Source organism: Pedobacter sp. Leaf250 (assembly GCF_920984735.1).
Taxonomy (GTDB): Bacteria; Bacteroidota; Bacteroidia; order Sphingobacteriales; family Sphingobacteriaceae; genus Pedobacter.
Window position 1 is genome coordinate 1 of the sequence record NZ_CAKLBU010000004.1, and the last position, 18,811, is coordinate 18,811.

Sequence of the window (18,811 nt, forward strand, 5' to 3'; positions counted from 1 at the left end):
CCAGGCCTAATGAACTGTTCAAGTTTAGGATAAAGAAAGAGAAGGGGACTAACATCCTGAAGGACCTTATTGGCCAATGACAAGTAAAAGTCTTATTCCTTCTCTTTGCTGGATCTTTTATGCTGAACAAAATTATATTCTGACAGCAATTCTCAAAACCTATTTATACAAACTTACGATGACAACAACAAAAAGATTGGAATGAAAAACGGGGCTACCGTAACCGATGCCCCACTCAAATTGCTTTACTGCATAAATCTCTAAAAGGAAACATTGATTTACTACTCTACAGCTGCTCTAAACATTAAAGCGCCAACGGTTAAATTCGTTCTGCTATCCACTAAAATAGCCGAACCGTTTGCCCTATTGTCATCATATAAATCGAAAGCCAAAGCATCGGCTGTTTTCACAATTACACGCCCAATATCATTCAGTTTAAATTCATCTGCCTGGTGTTTCTCCAATGTGTTGATATCAACTTTATGCAAAATTTCGCTGATCTTACATTTCGTTACCTTACTGTTATGCTGAATTAAATACGTAATTGAAGTATCCAGAGCACGTGCATCCATCCAACATAAATCAGCTTCAATTAATTTAGATTCTTGCGGCAAAGCTTTTGCGTTTACAATCGTATCACCGCGACTGATATCTACATCATCTTTTAGGTGAATAGTAACCGATTGACCCGCATGTGCAGCTTCGGGAGTTTGGTCGAAGAATTCGATTTTCTCAATAACTGAGCTTGCTCCTGATGGTAAAACCGTAACCTTGTCGTTTAGGTTAAAAGTTCCGCTTAAAACACGACCAGCATAACCACGGTAATCATGCAATTCTTCTGTTTGTGGACGAATAACCCATTGTACGGGCATGCGAGCAAGCTGCGATTTATCCAGATTATCAGTATCAACTTTCTCTAAAAAGTGCAATAAACTTTCGCCACTGTACCACTCCATACGCTCCGAATTTTGAACGATGTTATCGCCTTTTAATGCGCTAACCGGAATGTAATTTACATCAACAAGTTTAAGCTGTTGTGCCAATACTTTGTATTTATCGATGATTGAATTGTAGACCTCTTCGCTGTAATCAACCATATCCATTTTGTTAATACAAACCACAATGTGTTTGATGCTCAGCAAAGAAACGAGATAGGAATGGCGAATGGTTTGTTCAACAACACCATTTCTGGCATCAATTAATATAATTGCCAAATTCGCTGTTGATGCACCTGTAACCATGTTTCTGGTGTACTGAATATGTCCCGGCGTATCGGCAATGATAAACTTTCTCTTATCCGTTTGAAAATATTTGTAAGCTACATCAATGGTAATTCCCTGCTCACGCTCGGCTCTCAAACCATCTGTTAAAATGGCTAAATCTATTGTTCCATCATCGTTTTTGCGATTAGAGCTTTGTAATGCCTCTAACTGGTCGGCTAAAATGGAATCTGTATCATATAACAAACGGCCAATTAAGGTACTTTTACCATCATCTACGCTGCCTGCTGTAAAAAATTTTAATATGTTCATTGTTTTTAAGTATTAAGATAAAAGTATTAAGTATCAAGACTAATTGCAGTCTATCATTTTCACTTTTACACTTGTTTCATTTAGAGGCCAGTTTGTATTTCGCATCCAGTCTTGATACTTGATACTAAATACTTGCTACTAACTATTTGCTACTCCCTAAAAATATCCACCCTTTTTCCTGTCTTCCATTGCAGCTTCCGAAACCTTATCATCCATACGGGCACCACGTTCAGAAATTTTCGAGGAACTGATTTCAGAAATAATATCATCAATTAAAGTAGCTTCAGATTCTACCGCAGCTGTACAAGACATATCGCCAACGGTGCGGAAACGCACTTGCTTATGGAATACAACATCCTCCTCATCCATATTTAAAAAAGGAGATGCAGCCATTAATTGACCGTTTCTGGTAATCACTTCACGCTCATGAGAAAAATAAATGCTTGGTAAATCAATTTTTTCCCTACGGATATAATTCCAAACATCAAGTTCAGTCCAGTTGCTAATTGGGAAAACACGTACATTTTCACCTTTATGAATTTTACCATTGTAAATATTCCAAAGTTCTGGTCGCTGGCGTTTTGGATCCCATTGGCCGAATTCATCGCGAACAGAGAAAATTCGTTCTTTTGCTCTCGCTTTTTCTTCATCTCTACGGGCCCCACCAATACAAGCATCGAATTCGTATTTTGCAATTGTATCTAATAAAGTAACCGTTTGCAAAGCATTTCTGCTGGCATTTTTACCTTTTTGTTCTACCACTTTTCCTTGATCGATAGAGTCCTGAACAGAACCAACGATTAATCTTTCGCCAATTCTTTCAATCATTTTATCGCGATAATCTATCGTTTCCTGAAAGTTATGACCAGTATCGATGTGCACCAAAGGAAAAGGGAATTTTCCCGGACGAAAAGCTTTTTCTGCTAAACGGACCAAAGTAATCGAGTCTTTTCCACCAGAAAATAGTAAGGCGGGTTTCTCAAATTGCCCTGCAACCTCACGCAAAATGTGAATTGCTTCAGCCTCTAGTTCATCTAAATAATCAAAATTATATGTACTCATTTGAAAAATGTTGTAATGTTTGATTGTTGAATGTTGGAATGTTCCTCGTTCAACTTATTTGTTGTTGTCGTTGTTGTTAATATTGTTGCCTTTTCAATTTGGGCTATAAACCTCCCCCTATTAATGTTTGGGCTTTGGCTTGTTTTCTACTTCCCCCCTCCTTGAAGAGGGGGAGTTAAAGGTCAGGATTCTTAAACCTGGGTTCAAAACACTATCTATCATTTCCCTCTCTTCAAGAAGAGGGATATAGTTAACTATGTGTTAAGACTTCCTTTCACAGGGAGAGGTTTTTCACTATCGCATTAAGATTGCTTTCCCGAAATGTCGGGATAAACTGTTCCTCGCAATGACGAAATGGTGAAGCCTTTCGCTTTAGTCTTGAGCTTTTATCTTTCTACTTTAACCTCTACCTCCGTTGCGTGTAAGCCACATTCTTTTTTACTTTGATCTTCCCACCACCATCTACCGGCTCTGAAATCTTCGCCGGGTTGTACTGCTCTAGTACATGGTGCGCAACCAATACTTGGAAAACCTTTATCATGTAAAGTATTGTAAACGATGTTATTGTCCCTGATATAAGTTTTTACATCTTCCAAAGTCCAATCGAAAACAGGGTGGAATTTTATCAATTGATTACCCTCGTCCCATTCCAAATCGTGCATGTCTTCACGGTTAGCGCTCTGTTCTGCTCTAATTCCCGTTACCCAAATTTCATTACCCGTTAATGCTCTTTTTAAAGGTTCGATTTTACGGATATAACAGCATTCTTTTCTATTTTCTACCGATTCGTAAAAACTATTCGGGCCTTTGGTATTAACCATATCCTGTAACAATTCATTCTTAGGGTAATAAGCATGAATGGGTTTGTTGTAAACTTCTAATGTGCGGTTCCAAACGTAATAGGTTTCCGAAAAAAGTCGACCTGTTTCTAGCGTAAAAACTTTTATAGGAATATTATTGGCAAAAATTAAATGCGTAATAGCTTGGTCTTCCCAACCAAAACTGGTAGAAAAAATAATTCTATCAGCATATTGATCAGCCAGATATTTTAATTTATCTATAGTATTTAAACCCTGAAGTTCTGTTTTTAATGCTTCTACTCCCATCACTAAATCAATTTTAAAATAAACAGAATTACACTGCGCAAACTTACAATCATTACAATAATACCCACAGCAACCATTATGGTTTTTGCAGAAATTTTGTTCGAAACTCTCGCCGCAATCGGTGATGCAATTGCACTACCAATAATTAATCCTAAAACTGCTTCCCAATATTTCCCGCCTAACATGGTAAAAAAAGTTAGCGAGCTCAAAGTAGCAATAAAAAACCTGCTAATTTTTACTGTTCCTAAAGAAAATAAAGGGTGGCGACCACCTGCAATTAAGCTTGATAATACGATAGAGCCCCAACCACCGCCAAATGCTGCATCGATAAAACCACCAACGAAACCAAGAAAGCCAATCTTTTTTATTTTCTGATCAGCTTTTTTTCTTTTAATATTGAAAGCTTTCATTAAGATAATTCCACCTAAAATTAAGGTGTAAACCCCAACAATGGGTTTAACATACGAACTATAATGTTCTAACGATGATAAAATATAAGCACCTAAAACTGCACCAATAACCGCTGGAATAATTAAAATCTTAAATAATTTCCAGTTTACATTGCCCATTCTATAGTGCATCCATCCTGCAATTCCATTACTCAAAACCTCTGAAATATGAATGGCCATACTGGCTGATGCAGGCGGAAGACCCATTGCCAGTGAAAACGATGCTGTTGTAACCCCATACGACATGCCAATTGCACCATCAATTAAGGCGAATATAAATCCGGCACCTAAAAACCAGTAAAATAATGGATCGATATTGATTAAGAAAGTTTGAAATTCTGGCTCAGTATTCCAAAGGGTAAAACCTATTGAACCGATTAACAAGATGGCTGCAACCCATATTAGCCATTTGATATTTTGCTCGGCAAAACTTTTCTTAGGATTAATTAAACTTTGAGTAACCTTATTCAGCTTTTTAACTTTTGAAGAAAAATCGCCGTTTAATGTTTGGCGCAAGGCACTCATATTTTGCAGGGTTTCATCTAGTTCTGCAGGAATGCTCTCATTCAAAATCTGTTTTAACCGCTTTGCGATGGTGGGCGACTTGCCATTTGTAGAAATCGCAATTTTTAAATCCCCTTTCTGAACGATAGAACCCAGATAAAAATCACATAAATCAGGCTTATCGGCCACATTAATGAGCAAACCTTTTTCGTGTGTAACCTTTCTAATTTCTTCGTTTAAAATATTGTTGTTAGTGGCAGCGAAAACGATGTCGATATTTTCCAAATCAGACACATCGAAACTTTTCTGTTTCACTTTTATTTGAGGATAGTTCGAAATTAGCGCATAAACCTCTGGCGAAACCAACTCCGCAACAATCGTAATTTTAGCCTGACGACTATTATTTACAATTGCTGTTAACTTTTCTAAACCAATATTTCCTGCTCCAATTAATAATGTACGCAGCTTGTTCAGCTTAATAAAAACTGGAAAAAGCTGGTTCCCTTTCTCTTCTTCAAAGAAAGTTTCTTCACTATTAGGTTGGTTAGGCAATACTTGCATACTGTTTTACTAAGTTTTTAAATGATGGATGTAAGGAAACCACTTCGCCAAAAATTAAAAGTGCCGGTGCTTTAACATTTTCTTTCTGAACTAAACTTTCTATAGTTTCAATCACACCTACAACTAATTTTTCATCTGCCGAAGAACCGTTTTGAACCACTGCCGCGGGTAAATTTTGTCGCCCCGCTGCTTTAAAAATTTCAACAATTTTCGAAAGTTTTTTCAATCCCATCAAAATTAACACCGTAGCGTTTGATTCTGCAGCCTGATAAATATCTTGAGAAACTTCTCCAGAAGTAGTTGTGCCTGTAATTACCCAAAAGCTTTCGCTCAATCCACGGTGTGTAACCGGAATTTGTTGCAATCCCGGAACACCAATTGAGCTCGAAATTCCCGGAATAACATCAACGGGAATACTGTAAGATGCGGCATAATCTAATTCCTCATATCCTCTACCAAAAACAAATGGATCGCCACCTTTTAAACGTACCACATGACCGTAGTTTAAAGCATAATCAATCATTAATTTATTTATGGTTTCTTGCGGATAAGAATGTTCACCAGAACGTTTGCCTACATAAACTTTAATAGCCTCTGCCGGAGCATGTTCCAATAATGCCTCGTTAGTTAAGGCATCGTACAATACCACGTCTGCGGCTTGCAAAGCTTTAACGCCTTTCAAGGTCAATAAATCCGGGTCGCCCGGACCAGCACCTAAAAGGGTAATTTTTGATTCTTTATGTTGATTTACCATGTTTTTTAATTATTGAATTTTGATTGAGAGAATGATTGAATGTTCTTCTAGCGTTTGTAATATTCACTCATGCTATCATTCAGTCATTTACTCATTCTATCATTTCCCTTATGCTGCCCTTTTTTCTTTAATTTGATTTAAAAATGCCACAGCTTCGCCAAAATATTTTTCTGCAAATTCTGCTGTTGGCTCGTTTTTATTGATTTGTAAAACTAAATCTGAAAAATTGGTTGATAAATTAAATTCGCCTGTTTCCACATAGTGATTATCGAATTCTCTGATTACCCCAACCTGTGTGCTGCTATTTACACCTTTATCTAAAAGCAATGATTTTGCAGCGCTAACAAAAGTGCTGTAGGTATGGTAAATCGCATCAGCATAAGCGCATTTATCCAGATTTTGCTTTGCCCAACTAAATTTCTCATCAGCTTCTAAAAGTAAAGTGGCTACTAAATCAATTACAACACCTGCACATTCCCCTACACCAATTGCGGTTACAAATTGCTCTACATGGCCCCAGTCTACAAATTCTTCCTGCTGAAGATTGGTTAAATCTGCCAAAGGTTTCAAGAGTTGATAAAAATGGTCTTTCCCCTTTCTATCATAATATTGATGGAAGTTTTCGTTCTCTTCGTTATTTGCTTTAAAATCATTTAGGATGAAATGTAAAACGCTGGTTGCTCTTTTCGATGGTACTTTGATTACGCGTTCTGCCACACGGCCAACACCATTCCCAACTGTTCCGCCGCCAAGCATTACCTGTACAGCTGGAACAACTTTTCCTTCTGCTTTAACTGAACTGCCATGGAAACCAATCTCGGCTAAACCATGCTGACCGCAAGAATTCATACAACCACTGATTTTTATCTTGATGTTTTTCTCGTAAATAAACTCTGGAAAATCCGTATAAATTACATCTTCTAAAACCTCGGCTAAAGTCATTGAATTTGAAATGCCCAAATTACAGGTATCTGTTCCCGGGCAAGTGGTAATATCAGCTAAACTATCAAAACCAGCCGTTGTATAACCAATTTTATTTAAAGCTGAATATAATGATGGCAAAGCTTCTTCACGAACAAACTTTAAAAGCAAACCCTGATTTTGAGTTACTCTGATTTCATCGGCTACATAAGGTTTAATCGCTTCTACGAAAGCCCGAGCCTTATCAGTTTTAATATCACCAACCTGAACTTTCACATAAACAGAATAAAAACCTTCTTGCTTTTGCTCCACAACATTCGTTGCCGACCAATGTTTGTAATGCGTTTCGTTCAGGATTTCAACAGCGGAATATTCACGTTCTAAAGGTAAAGCAGGTTGAGGAACTGAATCTCGATCTATTGTATAAGTTTTTACCTTGTTGGCAATTCGCTCCTCGGCAACTAAATGTAAAACTTCTTCTAATCCTAACTTTTGAACCAGATATTTTAAGCGAGCCTTATTTCTATTGCTGCGTTCGCCATAACGATCGAAAACACGAAGAACCGATTCAGTGAAAGGAATCAACTGATCTTCCGGCAAAAAATCGTTAATTGGGCTAGCTAAAAATGGCTGTGCACCTAAACCACCGGCAAATAAAACCTTAAAGCCACGTTCACCGGCTTCATTAATTTTTGGAATAAAACCCAAATCATGGATGTAACTGAAAGCTGTATCCTTATCGCTTGAAGAGAAAGAAATTTTAATCTTTCTGCCCATCTCCTGGCAAATAGGATTACGCAAAAAATATTTAAAAACCGCGTGGGCATAAGGCGAAACATCGAATGGTTCATCTTTGTCAATACCCGAATTTGGCGATGCCGTTACATTACGAACGGTGTTTCCGCAAGCCTCACGCAAGGTAATATCATCTTGTTCTAATTTCGCCCATAGTTCAGGCGTTCTATCTAAACTTACATAATGCAACTGAATATCCTGACGAGTTGTTAGGTGTAAATTTCCACTTCCGTATTCATCAGCGATATCGGCAATGCGCAATAACTGCTTAAAAGTTACCTTTCCAAATGGCAACTTAATGCGAATCATTTGAACACCTGGCTGTCTTTGTCCGTAAACACCACGGGCTAAACGTAAACTTCTAAATTTCTCATCGTGAATGGTTCCATCGCGAAAAGCTTTAATCTTATTCTCTAAATCGATAATGTCCTGCTCGACAATATTGTTTTCGAGTTCTGTTCTGAAACTTTGCATATGTGCTGTTAGCTTATTCAAAAAATGCTCCTCGTTTAAATGAGAAGCATCCTAATATTTTATAATAATAAATTATCCGTGTAGCCTCTTTTACAATGATTTACAACAACATTGCATCATTCGGGTATTGGTTAAATTAGATATAAAACTAATATTCATCTGCCAAATATATAAAGTATATAGGAATAGTAGTAATTTTTCTTAAAAAAGATTACATTTTATTGAAGATTTCGAAAACTATTTGTTAAATGTTGTTGATGCCCAACTTGAGTGTATCTTCTCTGCCAATTACATCTGCAATGCTGGTTTCGCTTAATACTTTAAGCGTAGCATCCCTCACATCAATAAAAGCACTTCTAATGCCACAGGTTTTTTCATCTACACACTCATCACATTTGTGGTAAAAATTTAAGCTTGCACATGGTACCATGGCAATTGGTCCGTCAGTAACACGCATTACCTGTACCAATAAAATTTCTTCGGGTTTTTTGTTTAAACTGTAACCGCCTCCAGCACCTTTTTTACTATACAAGAAGCCAGCATTACGTAAATCAAGAAGGATTTGTTCCAAGAATTTTTTAGGGATATGCTCCTCCTCGGCAATCTTTGAGATTTGCATAGGTGGTTTTTCTACATTTTTGCCAAGCGCAACAAGTGCTTTTATGGCGTATTTTGTCTTTTTTGATAGCATATTTGCACAAAGCTAATAAAAGAAAGTAAATTATGAAATATGCAAATATATCTATGTAACGCACAACTGATTAGCATATATTCAAAAGATAGCATAAAAAATTATATCTTTAAAAAATAATTTCCTTTAGTGCTCAAAAACATTAAAATCTTAAACATTCGAAATCGTAAAATTAGCATCGAGTCTAAACTTTTTGCTGTTTTATGCCTGTTTAATTATTATATCGCTCATTAATATTACTGCCAACATTTTTATAGGCCTTCCATGGTTTTTAAACCTCTATATTTTCCTGGGGATTTTTGTGCATGCCACACTTTACTATTATGCAATACAAGACAAGATTGCTGATAGAGGAAGATTTTGGTACTTTATTTACAACATTGCAACCTTTGCCCCAGCTTGGTTTATGAATGAAGGTTCGCAAGGATCTACCCCCCTATTTTTTGTGTTTTATCTAAGCATCGCCATGCTCTCGCTTTCTAAAAAATACAGGTTCATTTTTGTTTTCTTTTTCTTTAGTGTGGTAACTCTTTGTATTGTTTTCGAAAAAGAGTTTCCTAATTGGGTTATTCAATATCCTAGTGAAACTGCCCGCACTTTTGATTTAACCTTCGCTTTTGTAAACATATCTTTAATGATCATCATTATGCTAGTGGTTTATAAAAAAGTAGCTGATTACGATCGGTTTTTACTTTTAAAAAGCAAGAAACGACTGGAAAATTCGCAGCAAGAACTTATAGTTGCAAAAGAAAAAGCTGAAGCTGCTACCATTGCCAAATCAAGCTTTTTAGCCAATATGAGTCATGAAATCCGTACTCCACTGAATGGAATTACTGGTGCTTCGGAGTTATTAAAGCTTACCGATTTAAATCAAGAGCAATCCGAATTACTAAATACGCTTCAGGCAAGTAATAGTATAATGACTGATATTGTGAATGATCTGCTTGATATTTCTAAAATCGAGGCCAACAAGATGGAAATCCACAATCATCCATTTGATATTAGGAAGTGCATCGTTAATGTCGAAAATATTATTAGATCATTATTTATTAAAAAAAATCTCGAACTGATTATAGAGATTGATCCAAACGTACCTCAATTATTGGTGGCGGATGAAATTAAGTATAAACAGATTATCATTAACCTGTTAAGCAACGCAGTGAAATTTACAGAATTTGGCTATGTAAAAATGAGCTTAAAATACGTTGTTGAAAACGAGACAAAGCAACTGGTTAGTGCGATAAAAGACACTGGAATTGGTATTGATGAAGACGGCATGACTAAATTGTTCCTTCCATTTTCGCAGATAAATCCATCCACTACAAGGCAGTTTGGGGGTGCAGGTTTAGGACTTCTAATTTGCCGAAAGCTTGCAGAAATGATGAAAGGCAAAATTTCGGTTAACAGCGAAATTGGTGCTGGATCTACATTCACATTTGTGATACCTGCAAATTCTTACCAGGCAGATCCGCTGGCTAAGAACGAACGAAAAGTTCAGATCAGAAACATGATACCTGTAGCAGGCATGAATATTTTAATTGCAGAAGATAATGTATTCAATCAAGTGATTACATCCAAAATGCTCGAAAAATCGGGATATAAACACATGATTGCTAATGATGGATTAGAAGCTGTAAAAAAAGCGAAGGAAACGCACTTCAACATTGTATTGATGGACATGCAGATGCCAAATATGGATGGTGTTGCAGCATCAATAGAAATCCTGAATAACTACAAAAACAGCTCAATTATCCCTCCGGTAATAATAGGTTGTAGCGCCAATGCCATGCAAAACGACATAGAAAAATGTTTAAATGCTGGCATGAAAGATTTCTTGGCTAAACCATTTACTTTAGACGACCTTCGTTCTGTAATGATTAAATGGACAAAAAACGACGACCCGAATTAATCAAGCAACCGTAAAAATAATTTCAGTTTGAAACATTAATAGATTTCTCTAGGTTTAAAATCTATTTTTACAGTTTTACTGCAATTTATTTATGAAACGAAAGATTAATTTCTTGCCAATTTTAGTCATTGTGATCTTGTTTTTCGCACTCAATTCTTATGTGCTATCAGGCTTTGGTACAATTAACCACTCTACTTTACTGGCTCCATTTTTTTGGGTATTTATTGTCGGCTTAACGGTTGCGCTATTTTTTGCAATTTCCCAAATGCGAGCAAATGGAATGAGTAAGTTTTTCCAAATAGTTACACACGCCTTTTTAATTGTGTTTACCGCTGAAGTGGTTTTCGCATTCTTTCTACTTCTCGGAGATTTATTTCGCTTCATATTATCTATCTCCACAAACTTTCAGGCCGATGGATTTCAGATTTTAGGCAGGAGCCTTTATTGGGTAGATTTCGCATTCGTAATGTTTTGTGTTACCGTTATACTTTTCATTTTTGGTATTATTAGAGGTAAATATGCTTACCGGGTTATAAAACATACTTTGTATTTTGATGATTTGCCTCACAATTTTGATGGATTTACCATTACTCAAATTTCGGATGTTCATGCCGGGAGTTTTACCAAACCAAAGGAAGTTCAAAAAGGCATCGATTTAATTAATGCACAAAAAAGCGATCTCTTTGTTTTTACAGGCGATTTAGTCAACAATGCTGCATCCGAAATTGTGCCTTACATTGGTCATTTTTCACAAATCAAAGCTCCATTTGGTCAATTCTCTGTATTGGGAAACCATGATTATGGTGATTATATCAAATGGCCAACTGAAGCCGATAAAATCAAAAATTTACAACAGCTAAAAAACCATCACGCAGAACTTGGATTTCGTTTGCTTTTGGATGAGCATGTTGAATTAACTAAAAACGGAGAAAAAATTTTCCTCGCAGGCATTGAAAACTGGGGACTCGGATTTGGGGAACGTGGAGATTTAAATAAGGCTTTGGCCGGAACCAGCGTTAACGATTTTAAGGTGTTGCTTTCTCACGATCCATCGCATTGGGATGCCCAGGTGAAGAATAATCCATCAAAAATTCAGCTCGCATTGGCTGGCCATACCCATGGTATGCAATTTGGTATTGAAGCCTTTGGCATTAAATGGAGTCCGGTTAAATATCGTTACAAACATTGGGCAGGCGTAAAAGTTGAAAATGGAAGGTACTTAAATGTGAACAGAGGTTTTGGTTTCATAGGTTTTTCTGGCAGAATAGGAATTTGGCCAGAAATTACGGTAATCGAGCTGAAAAGAAAATAAATTGCTTGTAAAACTAAAAGAATAGTAGGTATTCTATTGATAAATATTATCTTGTTATAAAATACATATCAAATGAAATTCTTGCTCCTTTTCTTATTTACCTTTTCTGTTTATGAAACACCTACTATCGAAAAAGATAGAGAAAGATGGAAACCTTATTATTCAGATGAAAAACCACAAAGAATTGCAGATAAGTGGTTTTTGCCCTTTGATGTGGCTGATCGCAAAAAGGTTAGCAACATTAAAATCATCAGTATTTTTGGCGATCATCGTGATAGTTATTACAAGGGCCACATCCATACTGCGATTGATATTAATCCGGTGAAGCCGAAAACCAAGTTGATACCCGTATATGCAATGGCCAATGGAGTGGTTTGCTCAGTTCATCTCGGTGAAAATCAGAAAACAGTTGTGGTTAAACATACACTAAAAGATGGTAAAACCATGTTTACGAGTTATAAACATTTAAAAGAAGTTTATGTAAGCAATGGTCAGCAAGTTAATGAGCAAAGCAAATTGGCCAGGTTATTTACAAAGGAAGAAAGTAAAAAATACGGCGGCGATTATCATCATCTTCATTTAGAAATCAGGAAAAAATTTGATGATTATGGCTGTGCCAGCTGGCTTACTTTTAATAACAATCAGCTGAACGATAGATTTTACAATCCGCAGGTTTTCTTAAAAGAGAATGTAAAATAACACCTCGAAATTTGGTTTTAGATCTACACTGGTAAGGCTTGATTGCACACAACCATTGCAATTTAATTGATTATGATGGTTGTAGAATATTTAAGGAGTATTAAATAAGAATCGTAACATAACTTTAGGGCTAATCCAATTATTGTTCTAAAGGCAACATCCTATTTTATAGCTGGAAAATAAATTCTAAAATTTAATCTTCAAAGTGCATTTTTTTAATTCTTTATTATTTATAAAAACATCGGGCAAGGAAACCCTTAAGCCCTTTGCGCTTTGTTTCCAGTTTACTTCAACAACTTCGTTTTCAATCTTCAATTCTTTAACTTTTAACACATCTGTTGATAACGATTTTATAATCAAATCTCCATAATTAAACTCCTGAAGAACGATACTCAATTCATCATCTTTGCCCGAATAAAATATTATTGGCTTGATTTCATGAATATTCAACGGATTATTGTTTTTTTCTGGTTGAGACTTGATTTTTTTAGACATGATTTTTATACTGATATTAGGGAGCATTAAAAAACGTAAATAATTATTGAGCAAGTATTTATTGAATTATTAACGTATATTATTCATAAATCAACTTTACTTTAATTTATGTCTGCAAGATAAAAATATCCCTTACTCACATTTTATTTTTCTTCACGCAAACGTTTGAGAAGATATTTAAATAAAACATTGAATAATATTCCAACTTATAACTGATCATTTAATCAATAAATGGGTGGCTAGTTTAATAGAGGCTGTAAAAACAAATATTGATTAATTTCGTTTACCTTTATGCACTCAAAAAACCCAAGTCTTAAATGATCATTTACCCATTACCAATAAACGAGACTGAAAGGCTATCCGCTTTAGGATCTTATAATATTTCTGGGGATGGGCAAGAACGGGATTTTGATGACTTAACACAATTGGCAGCAGAAATATGCCAAACTCCTGTTGCACTGGTTACTATTGTTGGCGATGACACCCAATGGTTTAAATCGAATTTCGGAACAGATATAACACAAACCCCCAGAGAAGTAGCTTTCTGTTCACATGCCATTGCGGGCAATAGCGATATCATGGTGGTTAATGATGCGAGAAAAGATAGCCGTTTTGCTGAGAATCCCCTAGTTACTGGTCATCCAGATATTGTTTTTTACGCTGGTGTACCACTCATCAACCCTGAGGGATATGCGCTGGGCACTTTATGTGTAATTGATCATCAAGAAAAAGGCTTGAGCGAAAGTCAGATTTCTGCACTTAAAATTCTGGCTAAGCAAGCACAGCATCAGCTCGAACTGCGAAGAAAAGTGAGCGAACTCGAAAGGGTTAACATTGCTTTAAGCGAATCGAACTTATTTATTGAAAAGTTTGCGCAACGCGTAGCACACGATATTAAAAACCCATTGGCCAGCATTATTCTTTCTGCAGAATCATTAAGAAAGAAATTTGACACACAGGGTGATGAAAAAGCAGTAAGACTGATTCAAATTGCATTACGATCGGCAAGAAATTTAGTGACTTATGTAGATAACATGCTTGATTATTCGAAAGCACCATCTACCCTATTGGAAAGACAAGAAACTTTGGATTTTAGATTTTTACTTGAAAATTTAATCCCGATGTTAAATGTTCCTCAAGATTTCCAAATCATTATGCCCGAACGGATGAATATCCGAACCTCAAAAATTGCAATGGAACAAATTATGCTCAACTTGTTAAGCAATGCCATCCGTTATAATGATAAAGACAAACCTCAAATAGAGGTTTCGTGCTGTTTAGAAAATGATCAATACGTATTATCTGTAGCTGATAATGGCAGGGGAATTTCGGCTGAAGACATAAAAAATATATTCCGTGAAGGTTTTACAGCACAAGAAAACGACCGTTTTAACCGTAAAGGAAATGGTTTTGGCTTAGATGCAGTTAGTAGTTTAGTGGGTAAAATGCAAGGCAGCATTAAAGTAGATTCTATCTTAAAACAGGGTACAACTATTTCCATATCTCTGCCTGCATAAACCGATTTTTATTCATAAATGTGCATAAAAGCAAAAGTCTTGACTTTTAAATCAAGACTTTTACATCAACCCAAGCTTAATATCTAATCTTTATAGTTTCTTTGATATTAACGATTTATCAACCAAAATTCCATTTAACATTTTTAAATTGAATGTTAGTTTGTGCCTGGCCTTTAACCTAATTATAAATAATACTTCATTTCCTGATAGCGTTGGTTGGTTACCTACATTCACAAAGGTTGGATAGAGTACTTTGTTTCCATCCGAATGCAAACGATCGTAAGTTAAATTTTCCATAGATTTCATTCCGACAACGCTTACCCCCAAATATTCATAATCTTTTGCATCATATGGTAAAGCAAAACTGAGCGCATTCACATCTTTTAAGGCAATAGCTTTCACTGTAATTTCAATAATCTGATCCTTTTCAAAAGTTGATTTTGTAGTACTTAGGGCAAGGGTTCCACTTAATGCAGAATTTGATGATTCTCTTACACCACCATCCAGTTGCGTCGCTACTTTAGAAATATCGAAAGCATCGATTAAACCATTGCTGTTGATATCACCTTTACTGATGTATCCTTCAAAATCAGCATCTCCTTTTCTTAAACCCGTATAATTGGTATAGGATGTTAAATCATTTCGATCTATAACTTTATCGTTGTTTATGTCGCCAGCGATATTAGCCTCGCTTCCGGCAACCCTAAAAACGTACATTTCACGCCCCGAACCGAAGCCGCCAGCACCTTTCTCCACTTCAAATTTTAAGTATCTTGCTAAAGGGTTTCCTTTAAATGTGATCACTTTTTCGATTCCGTTATTTTTCCAATCGAAATCGGTTGCGGGTATCCATATAGTTTTATCTTCACTGTAAAACACTTTTCCTTTCATTAAAGTTCCATTGCCACCACCCTGACGAGGCAGATAGCTTAACCGATCTAGTTTGTTTACTCCTTTTAAATCGATGATCATCTCAAAAGAATCAGATTTTACGCCCCATTTGGTATGCCACATACTCGATTCGTCAAAATCAAAAAGATTTTTTAAGCCCTCTCCCTTTTGGTTTTCGGCAGTAGTTTTAGCCGTGAGGCCTTTAATAGCAAACTGCAACGGATTGGCTTCAGTGGTTACTTTTAATTCTGTCCAATTTGAAATGCCGTCTTTATTTACAGCCCTTAATTGTAACGAATAAGCAGTTTCTGGAGCTAAGTTTTCAAAAAGAAGTGTGGTATCCGTAATAGTTGAATACAACATATCTTTAAATTGTATTTCATAATAATCGGCATTCGCAACCTTATCCCATCTCGGTTTGAAGCTAAAAGCGCCGTTAGCTCCATTATTAAGTTTAAAGTTTTGCGGTGCAGTTAATTTCCCTGCCGACTTTAATTGTCTATCCACCAACTCCGATTTAAAACCATTTATTATAAGTGTGATTTCATTTTTGGTGATATCGGTTGCGGCCAATTTTACCGAAAATTGCGGGTTTTTGATAATGGCGACTTTTTCAAAATCAGTGCCTTTAGTGCTAAATTGATTTAGGTTTGGTTTTTCATCATAAAAGAAAACGTTTTCACCTTTAGCAAAGTCTTCTTTTGATAAAACCTCGCTTAACTTTACTTTTTCGTTGCCTACTTTTACCGAAACTTTTTTAGGTTTTTCAGTTAAATTAATTCTGAATTCGGTGGTTTTATTTGTTGTAAAGCCCTCAAAATTCCCCTTTGTTGTTTGAATATTGATGATAGCCTGATCTTGATCAACATTTGATTCGATTAATGTTTTAACACCTTTTCCTAATTTATAGGCTTCAGTAGTTCCGTCATCATCATACGCTGTGAATGAACTTTTACCATAAAGATAAACCTCAAAAATTCGCGTATTTTTATTGATTTGCTTTACATTATTATTGGCAGCAGTTAATGGAATGATGGCTCCTGCTTTTACAAAAACTGGAAGTTTCCAAAGTGGCGCATCAAAATTGTTGATGATTCGATCGCCCTGATACGTGTTGCCAGAAAAATAATCTATCCAAATCCCTTTTGGCAAATAAATTCCATTTCTGATATCGTTTCCATCTTTATCTGTTTTGGTTTCTTGATAAATCGGCGCAACCAATAAAGCCGGACCGTACATAAACTGGTATTGAGTAGAAACGCCTAGAGTGAAAGCGTTCGGATATTCCAGAAACATTGCCCTAATCATCGGCAGGCCATCTATAGCTTCATTTGCAATGCTATAAGTGTAAGGAAGCAATTCGGATTTTAACTTTAGATAATTGCGATTTATAGAAGTTATTGGTTCGCCCAAAGCATGTGGATACTTTTCGTTAGCACCCCAACCATCCATATTTAATTGCATGGGCGTAAAAGTTTTCCATTGAAAATCTCTGGCATTAACGGCAGCGTTTTTACCTCCGAAAATACCATCCATGTCTGACGTAATATTTGGCTGACCAGAAAGTCCGGAGCCGATGTAGGTTGGAATATGAAAGCGAATGTACTCCCATAATCCGCCGGTTTGATCGCCCGACCAAATGGTGGCATAACGTTGTGTTCCTGCCCAACCATCAAGTGAAATAATAAACGGACGATCGTTATTTCCGTAATAAGGCATGGTTTGGGCTACATCGGCAACGCCATTTAAACCAAAAGAATAACCTGCACCAACCCATGCCACATCGGTTTTTAAAACACGAACACCTGCATCTCTTACCTCGCGAACAATATCACGTTGCAACAACGGACTAATTCCTTCCTTTGGATGAAGATCTGACTGTGTCCAAAGGCCAATTTCTACACCTTTTTTACGGGCATAATCGCCGAGATCTTTTAAGTTTTGAATATTGCCTTCTAAAGTTGCTGTTTGACCGTAGCCTGCACCGTAACCATCGTTGGGCAAAATCCATCCGAAGGGCATATCATGTGCTTCATAACGATCAATAACAGCACGGGCAGAAAACTGATAATTATTTTTTTCCCCGTTTAACGATTCCTTTAGGCCGCCATTATCTTTTTGACTTTCCTTATATTTCTTTCCATCCTCAAAAAGAATTCCTTTTTCATCTTCTTTCCAAAAATCGCGGTTGTAGGCATTTAGATGTCCTTCGTAAAAACCAAACTTTGGCAATAAGATTGGATTCCCGGTTAGCTGGTAAAAATCATTTAAAATGGCTTTTGCGCCTTCATCTACCATGATGAATAGATCTAGATAACTGGTTTCATGGGTTAAGTTTACTTTTCCTAATTCCTTTGCACCAAAGTCGTATTTGCCTTTTGCAAAGGTGTACCACATTATCCCATAACCTTTGGTCGACCAATAAAATGGCGTTGGTGAAGCTACGCCGCCATCTGTCCAGCTATTTTGGTTTTCGATTGAAATGGTTTTTCCTTTATGAGAAAAGCGACCATTTTGAACTCCTCCACCATAAAAATATTCGTCTGCACCTTCTTTAAAAACAATTTTAGCTACATTATTTTCTAAGGATATTGGTGAAATTTGATCGAGTACAGTAGAGTTATTTTCCAGATTAACAACTTTAAACAAAGTGGATTTTTTATCAATTTGGATTGAAATTTTTGAGGTGTTTACTTTAATTATGTTTCCCTCATCATTTAATACAAGTTTAGCAACGGTCTTTCTAGGGGTTTTTACCAAAATTTCTGCAGCTGGTTTTGCTTCAGGATTTCTAATAAAACCACCATCTTGATCTTGAAACAACCTAAATATATTTTCACCATAAAAATCGATGGTTAAACGTTGCTTGTTAGAAAGCAATAATTCGACTGTGGTTTCATTAATTTTCTTTGCGCTAACTATTTCTGCTGGATTAGATTTAATAGTTAAAAAGGCAATGTCTTTATTATCGGCACAAGCATTTTCAATTTGAAAAATTAAAATAAATAGCAGCGTTGGAAAAATAATGGATTTTAGGAATTTTAATTTCATAAACAAGTTTTAACTTTTACTAAAATAAAGCGAAACATTGCAAAAACTAAATAAAACTCTGCGCAAACGGTTGATTAAAACTTGAAAA

13 protein-coding genes are annotated in these 18,811 nt (G+C 36.1%); 4 read left to right on the top strand and 9 right to left on the bottom strand.

From position 1 onward, the window contains the following. Positions 1-281 precede the first annotated feature (281 nt). The 7 genes from LUA91_RS04450 to LUA91_RS04480 form a co-directional block, all read right to left on the bottom strand. Positions 282-1,532, bottom strand: coding sequence for a sulfate adenylyltransferase subunit 1 (locus LUA91_RS04450; RefSeq protein ID WP_231424825.1), 1,251 nt, complete (start codon positions 1,530-1,532; stop codon positions 282-284). A gap of 156 nt (positions 1,533-1,688) precedes the next feature. Beyond that, the gene (gene cysD, locus LUA91_RS04455; RefSeq protein WP_231424826.1) at positions 1,689-2,594 is read right to left on the bottom strand and encodes a sulfate adenylyltransferase subunit CysD; all 906 of its coding nucleotides are present in this window, start codon (positions 2,592-2,594) and stop codon (positions 1,689-1,691) included. A gap of 386 nt (positions 2,595-2,980) precedes the next feature. Further along, positions 2,981-3,700: a phosphoadenylyl-sulfate reductase gene (locus tag LUA91_RS04460; RefSeq protein WP_231424827.1), complete on the bottom strand. Its 720-nt coding sequence runs from the start codon at positions 3,698-3,700 to the stop codon at positions 2,981-2,983. 2 nt (positions 3,701-3,702) lie between these two features. Continuing rightward, positions 3,703-5,214 (bottom strand): TSUP family transporter, encoded by a 1,512-nt coding sequence (locus LUA91_RS04465; protein ID WP_231424828.1) that lies wholly within the window; start codon positions 5,212-5,214, stop codon positions 3,703-3,705. Further along, on the bottom strand, positions 5,198-5,968 hold the full coding sequence (gene cobA / locus LUA91_RS04470; RefSeq protein WP_231424829.1) for a uroporphyrinogen-III C-methyltransferase: 771 nt from the start codon (positions 5,966-5,968) through the stop codon (positions 5,198-5,200). Before cobA ends, LUA91_RS04465 begins: the two co-directional genes overlap by 17 nt. Before the next feature lie 108 nt (positions 5,969-6,076). After that, entirely contained in the window at positions 6,077-8,158 is a 2,082-nt protein-coding gene (locus tag LUA91_RS04475) for a nitrite reductase (RefSeq protein ID WP_231425045.1), read from the bottom strand. 244 nt (positions 8,159-8,402) lie between these two features. Continuing rightward, a complete protein-coding gene (locus tag LUA91_RS04480; RefSeq protein ID WP_231424830.1) occupies positions 8,403-8,849 on the bottom strand; it encodes an Rrf2 family transcriptional regulator in 447 nt (148 codons plus the stop codon). A gap of 301 nt (positions 8,850-9,150) precedes the next feature. Between LUA91_RS04480 and LUA91_RS04485 the strand changes: the two genes are divergently transcribed. From LUA91_RS04485 to LUA91_RS04495, 3 genes are all read left to right on the top strand, one after another. Then, positions 9,151-10,758, top strand: coding sequence for an ATP-binding protein (locus LUA91_RS04485; RefSeq protein WP_231424831.1), 1,608 nt, complete (start codon positions 9,151-9,153; stop codon positions 10,756-10,758). A gap of 91 nt (positions 10,759-10,849) precedes the next feature. Continuing rightward, positions 10,850-12,070, top strand: a complete 1,221-nt coding sequence (locus LUA91_RS04490; protein ID WP_231424832.1) for a metallophosphoesterase — start codon at positions 10,850-10,852, stop codon at positions 12,068-12,070. 72 nt (positions 12,071-12,142) lie between these two features. After that, positions 12,143-12,769 (top strand): M23 family metallopeptidase, encoded by a 627-nt coding sequence (locus tag LUA91_RS04495; RefSeq protein WP_231424833.1) that lies wholly within the window; start codon positions 12,143-12,145, stop codon positions 12,767-12,769. A gap of 186 nt (positions 12,770-12,955) precedes the next feature. On the opposite strand, the gene LUA91_RS04500 is transcribed toward LUA91_RS04495, so the two are convergent. Continuing rightward, positions 12,956-13,264 carry a hypothetical protein gene (locus tag LUA91_RS04500; protein ID WP_231424834.1) on the bottom strand — a complete coding sequence of 103 codons (309 nt, stop codon included), beginning with the start codon at positions 13,262-13,264 and terminating at the stop codon, positions 12,956-12,958. Between the two features lie 317 nt (positions 13,265-13,581). Between LUA91_RS04500 and LUA91_RS04505 the strand changes: the two genes are divergently transcribed. Beyond that, positions 13,582-14,781, top strand: coding sequence for a GAF domain-containing sensor histidine kinase (locus tag LUA91_RS04505; protein WP_231424835.1), 1,200 nt, complete (start codon positions 13,582-13,584; stop codon positions 14,779-14,781). A gap of 90 nt (positions 14,782-14,871) precedes the next feature. Here LUA91_RS04505 and LUA91_RS04510 read toward each other — a convergent pair whose 3' ends face one another. After that, complete coding sequence (locus tag LUA91_RS04510) at positions 14,872-18,723, bottom strand: TIM-barrel domain-containing protein (RefSeq protein WP_231424836.1); 3,852 nt, start codon at positions 18,721-18,723, stop codon at positions 14,872-14,874. Positions 18,724-18,811 lie beyond the last annotated feature (88 nt).

What these genes read in the sequence shown, in the direction of transcription:
- LUA91_RS04505 (WP_231424835.1), top strand. Translation starts at nt 13,582, where the DNA reads ATGATCATTTACCCATTACCAATAAACGAGACTGAAAGGCTATCCGCT.
- LUA91_RS04500 (WP_231424834.1), bottom strand. Translation starts at nt 13,264, where the DNA reads ATGTCTAAAAAAATCAAGTCTCAACCAGAAAAAAACAATAATCCGTTG.
- LUA91_RS04475 (WP_231425045.1), bottom strand. Translation starts at nt 8,158, where the DNA reads ATGCAAAGTTTCAGAACAGAACTCGAAAACAATATTGTCGAGCAGGAC.
- LUA91_RS04490 (WP_231424832.1), top strand. Translation starts at nt 10,850, where the DNA reads ATGAAACGAAAGATTAATTTCTTGCCAATTTTAGTCATTGTGATCTTG.
- LUA91_RS04450 (WP_231424825.1), bottom strand. Translation starts at nt 1,532, where the DNA reads ATGAACATATTAAAATTTTTTACAGCAGGCAGCGTAGATGATGGTAAA.
- LUA91_RS04465 (WP_231424828.1), bottom strand. Translation starts at nt 5,214, where the DNA reads ATGCAAGTATTGCCTAACCAACCTAATAGTGAAGAAACTTTCTTTGAA.
- LUA91_RS04495 (WP_231424833.1), top strand. Translation starts at nt 12,143, where the DNA reads ATGAAATTCTTGCTCCTTTTCTTATTTACCTTTTCTGTTTATGAAACA.
- LUA91_RS04460 (WP_231424827.1), bottom strand. Translation starts at nt 3,700, where the DNA reads ATGGGAGTAGAAGCATTAAAAACAGAACTTCAGGGTTTAAATACTATA.
- cysD (WP_231424826.1), bottom strand. Translation starts at nt 2,594, where the DNA reads ATGAGTACATATAATTTTGATTATTTAGATGAACTAGAGGCTGAAGCA.
- LUA91_RS04510 (WP_231424836.1), bottom strand. Translation starts at nt 18,723, where the DNA reads ATGAAATTAAAATTCCTAAAATCCATTATTTTTCCAACGCTGCTATTT.
- cobA (WP_231424829.1), bottom strand. Translation starts at nt 5,968, where the DNA reads ATGGTAAATCAACATAAAGAATCAAAAATTACCCTTTTAGGTGCTGGT.
- LUA91_RS04480 (WP_231424830.1), bottom strand. Translation starts at nt 8,849, where the DNA reads ATGCTATCAAAAAAGACAAAATACGCCATAAAAGCACTTGTTGCGCTT.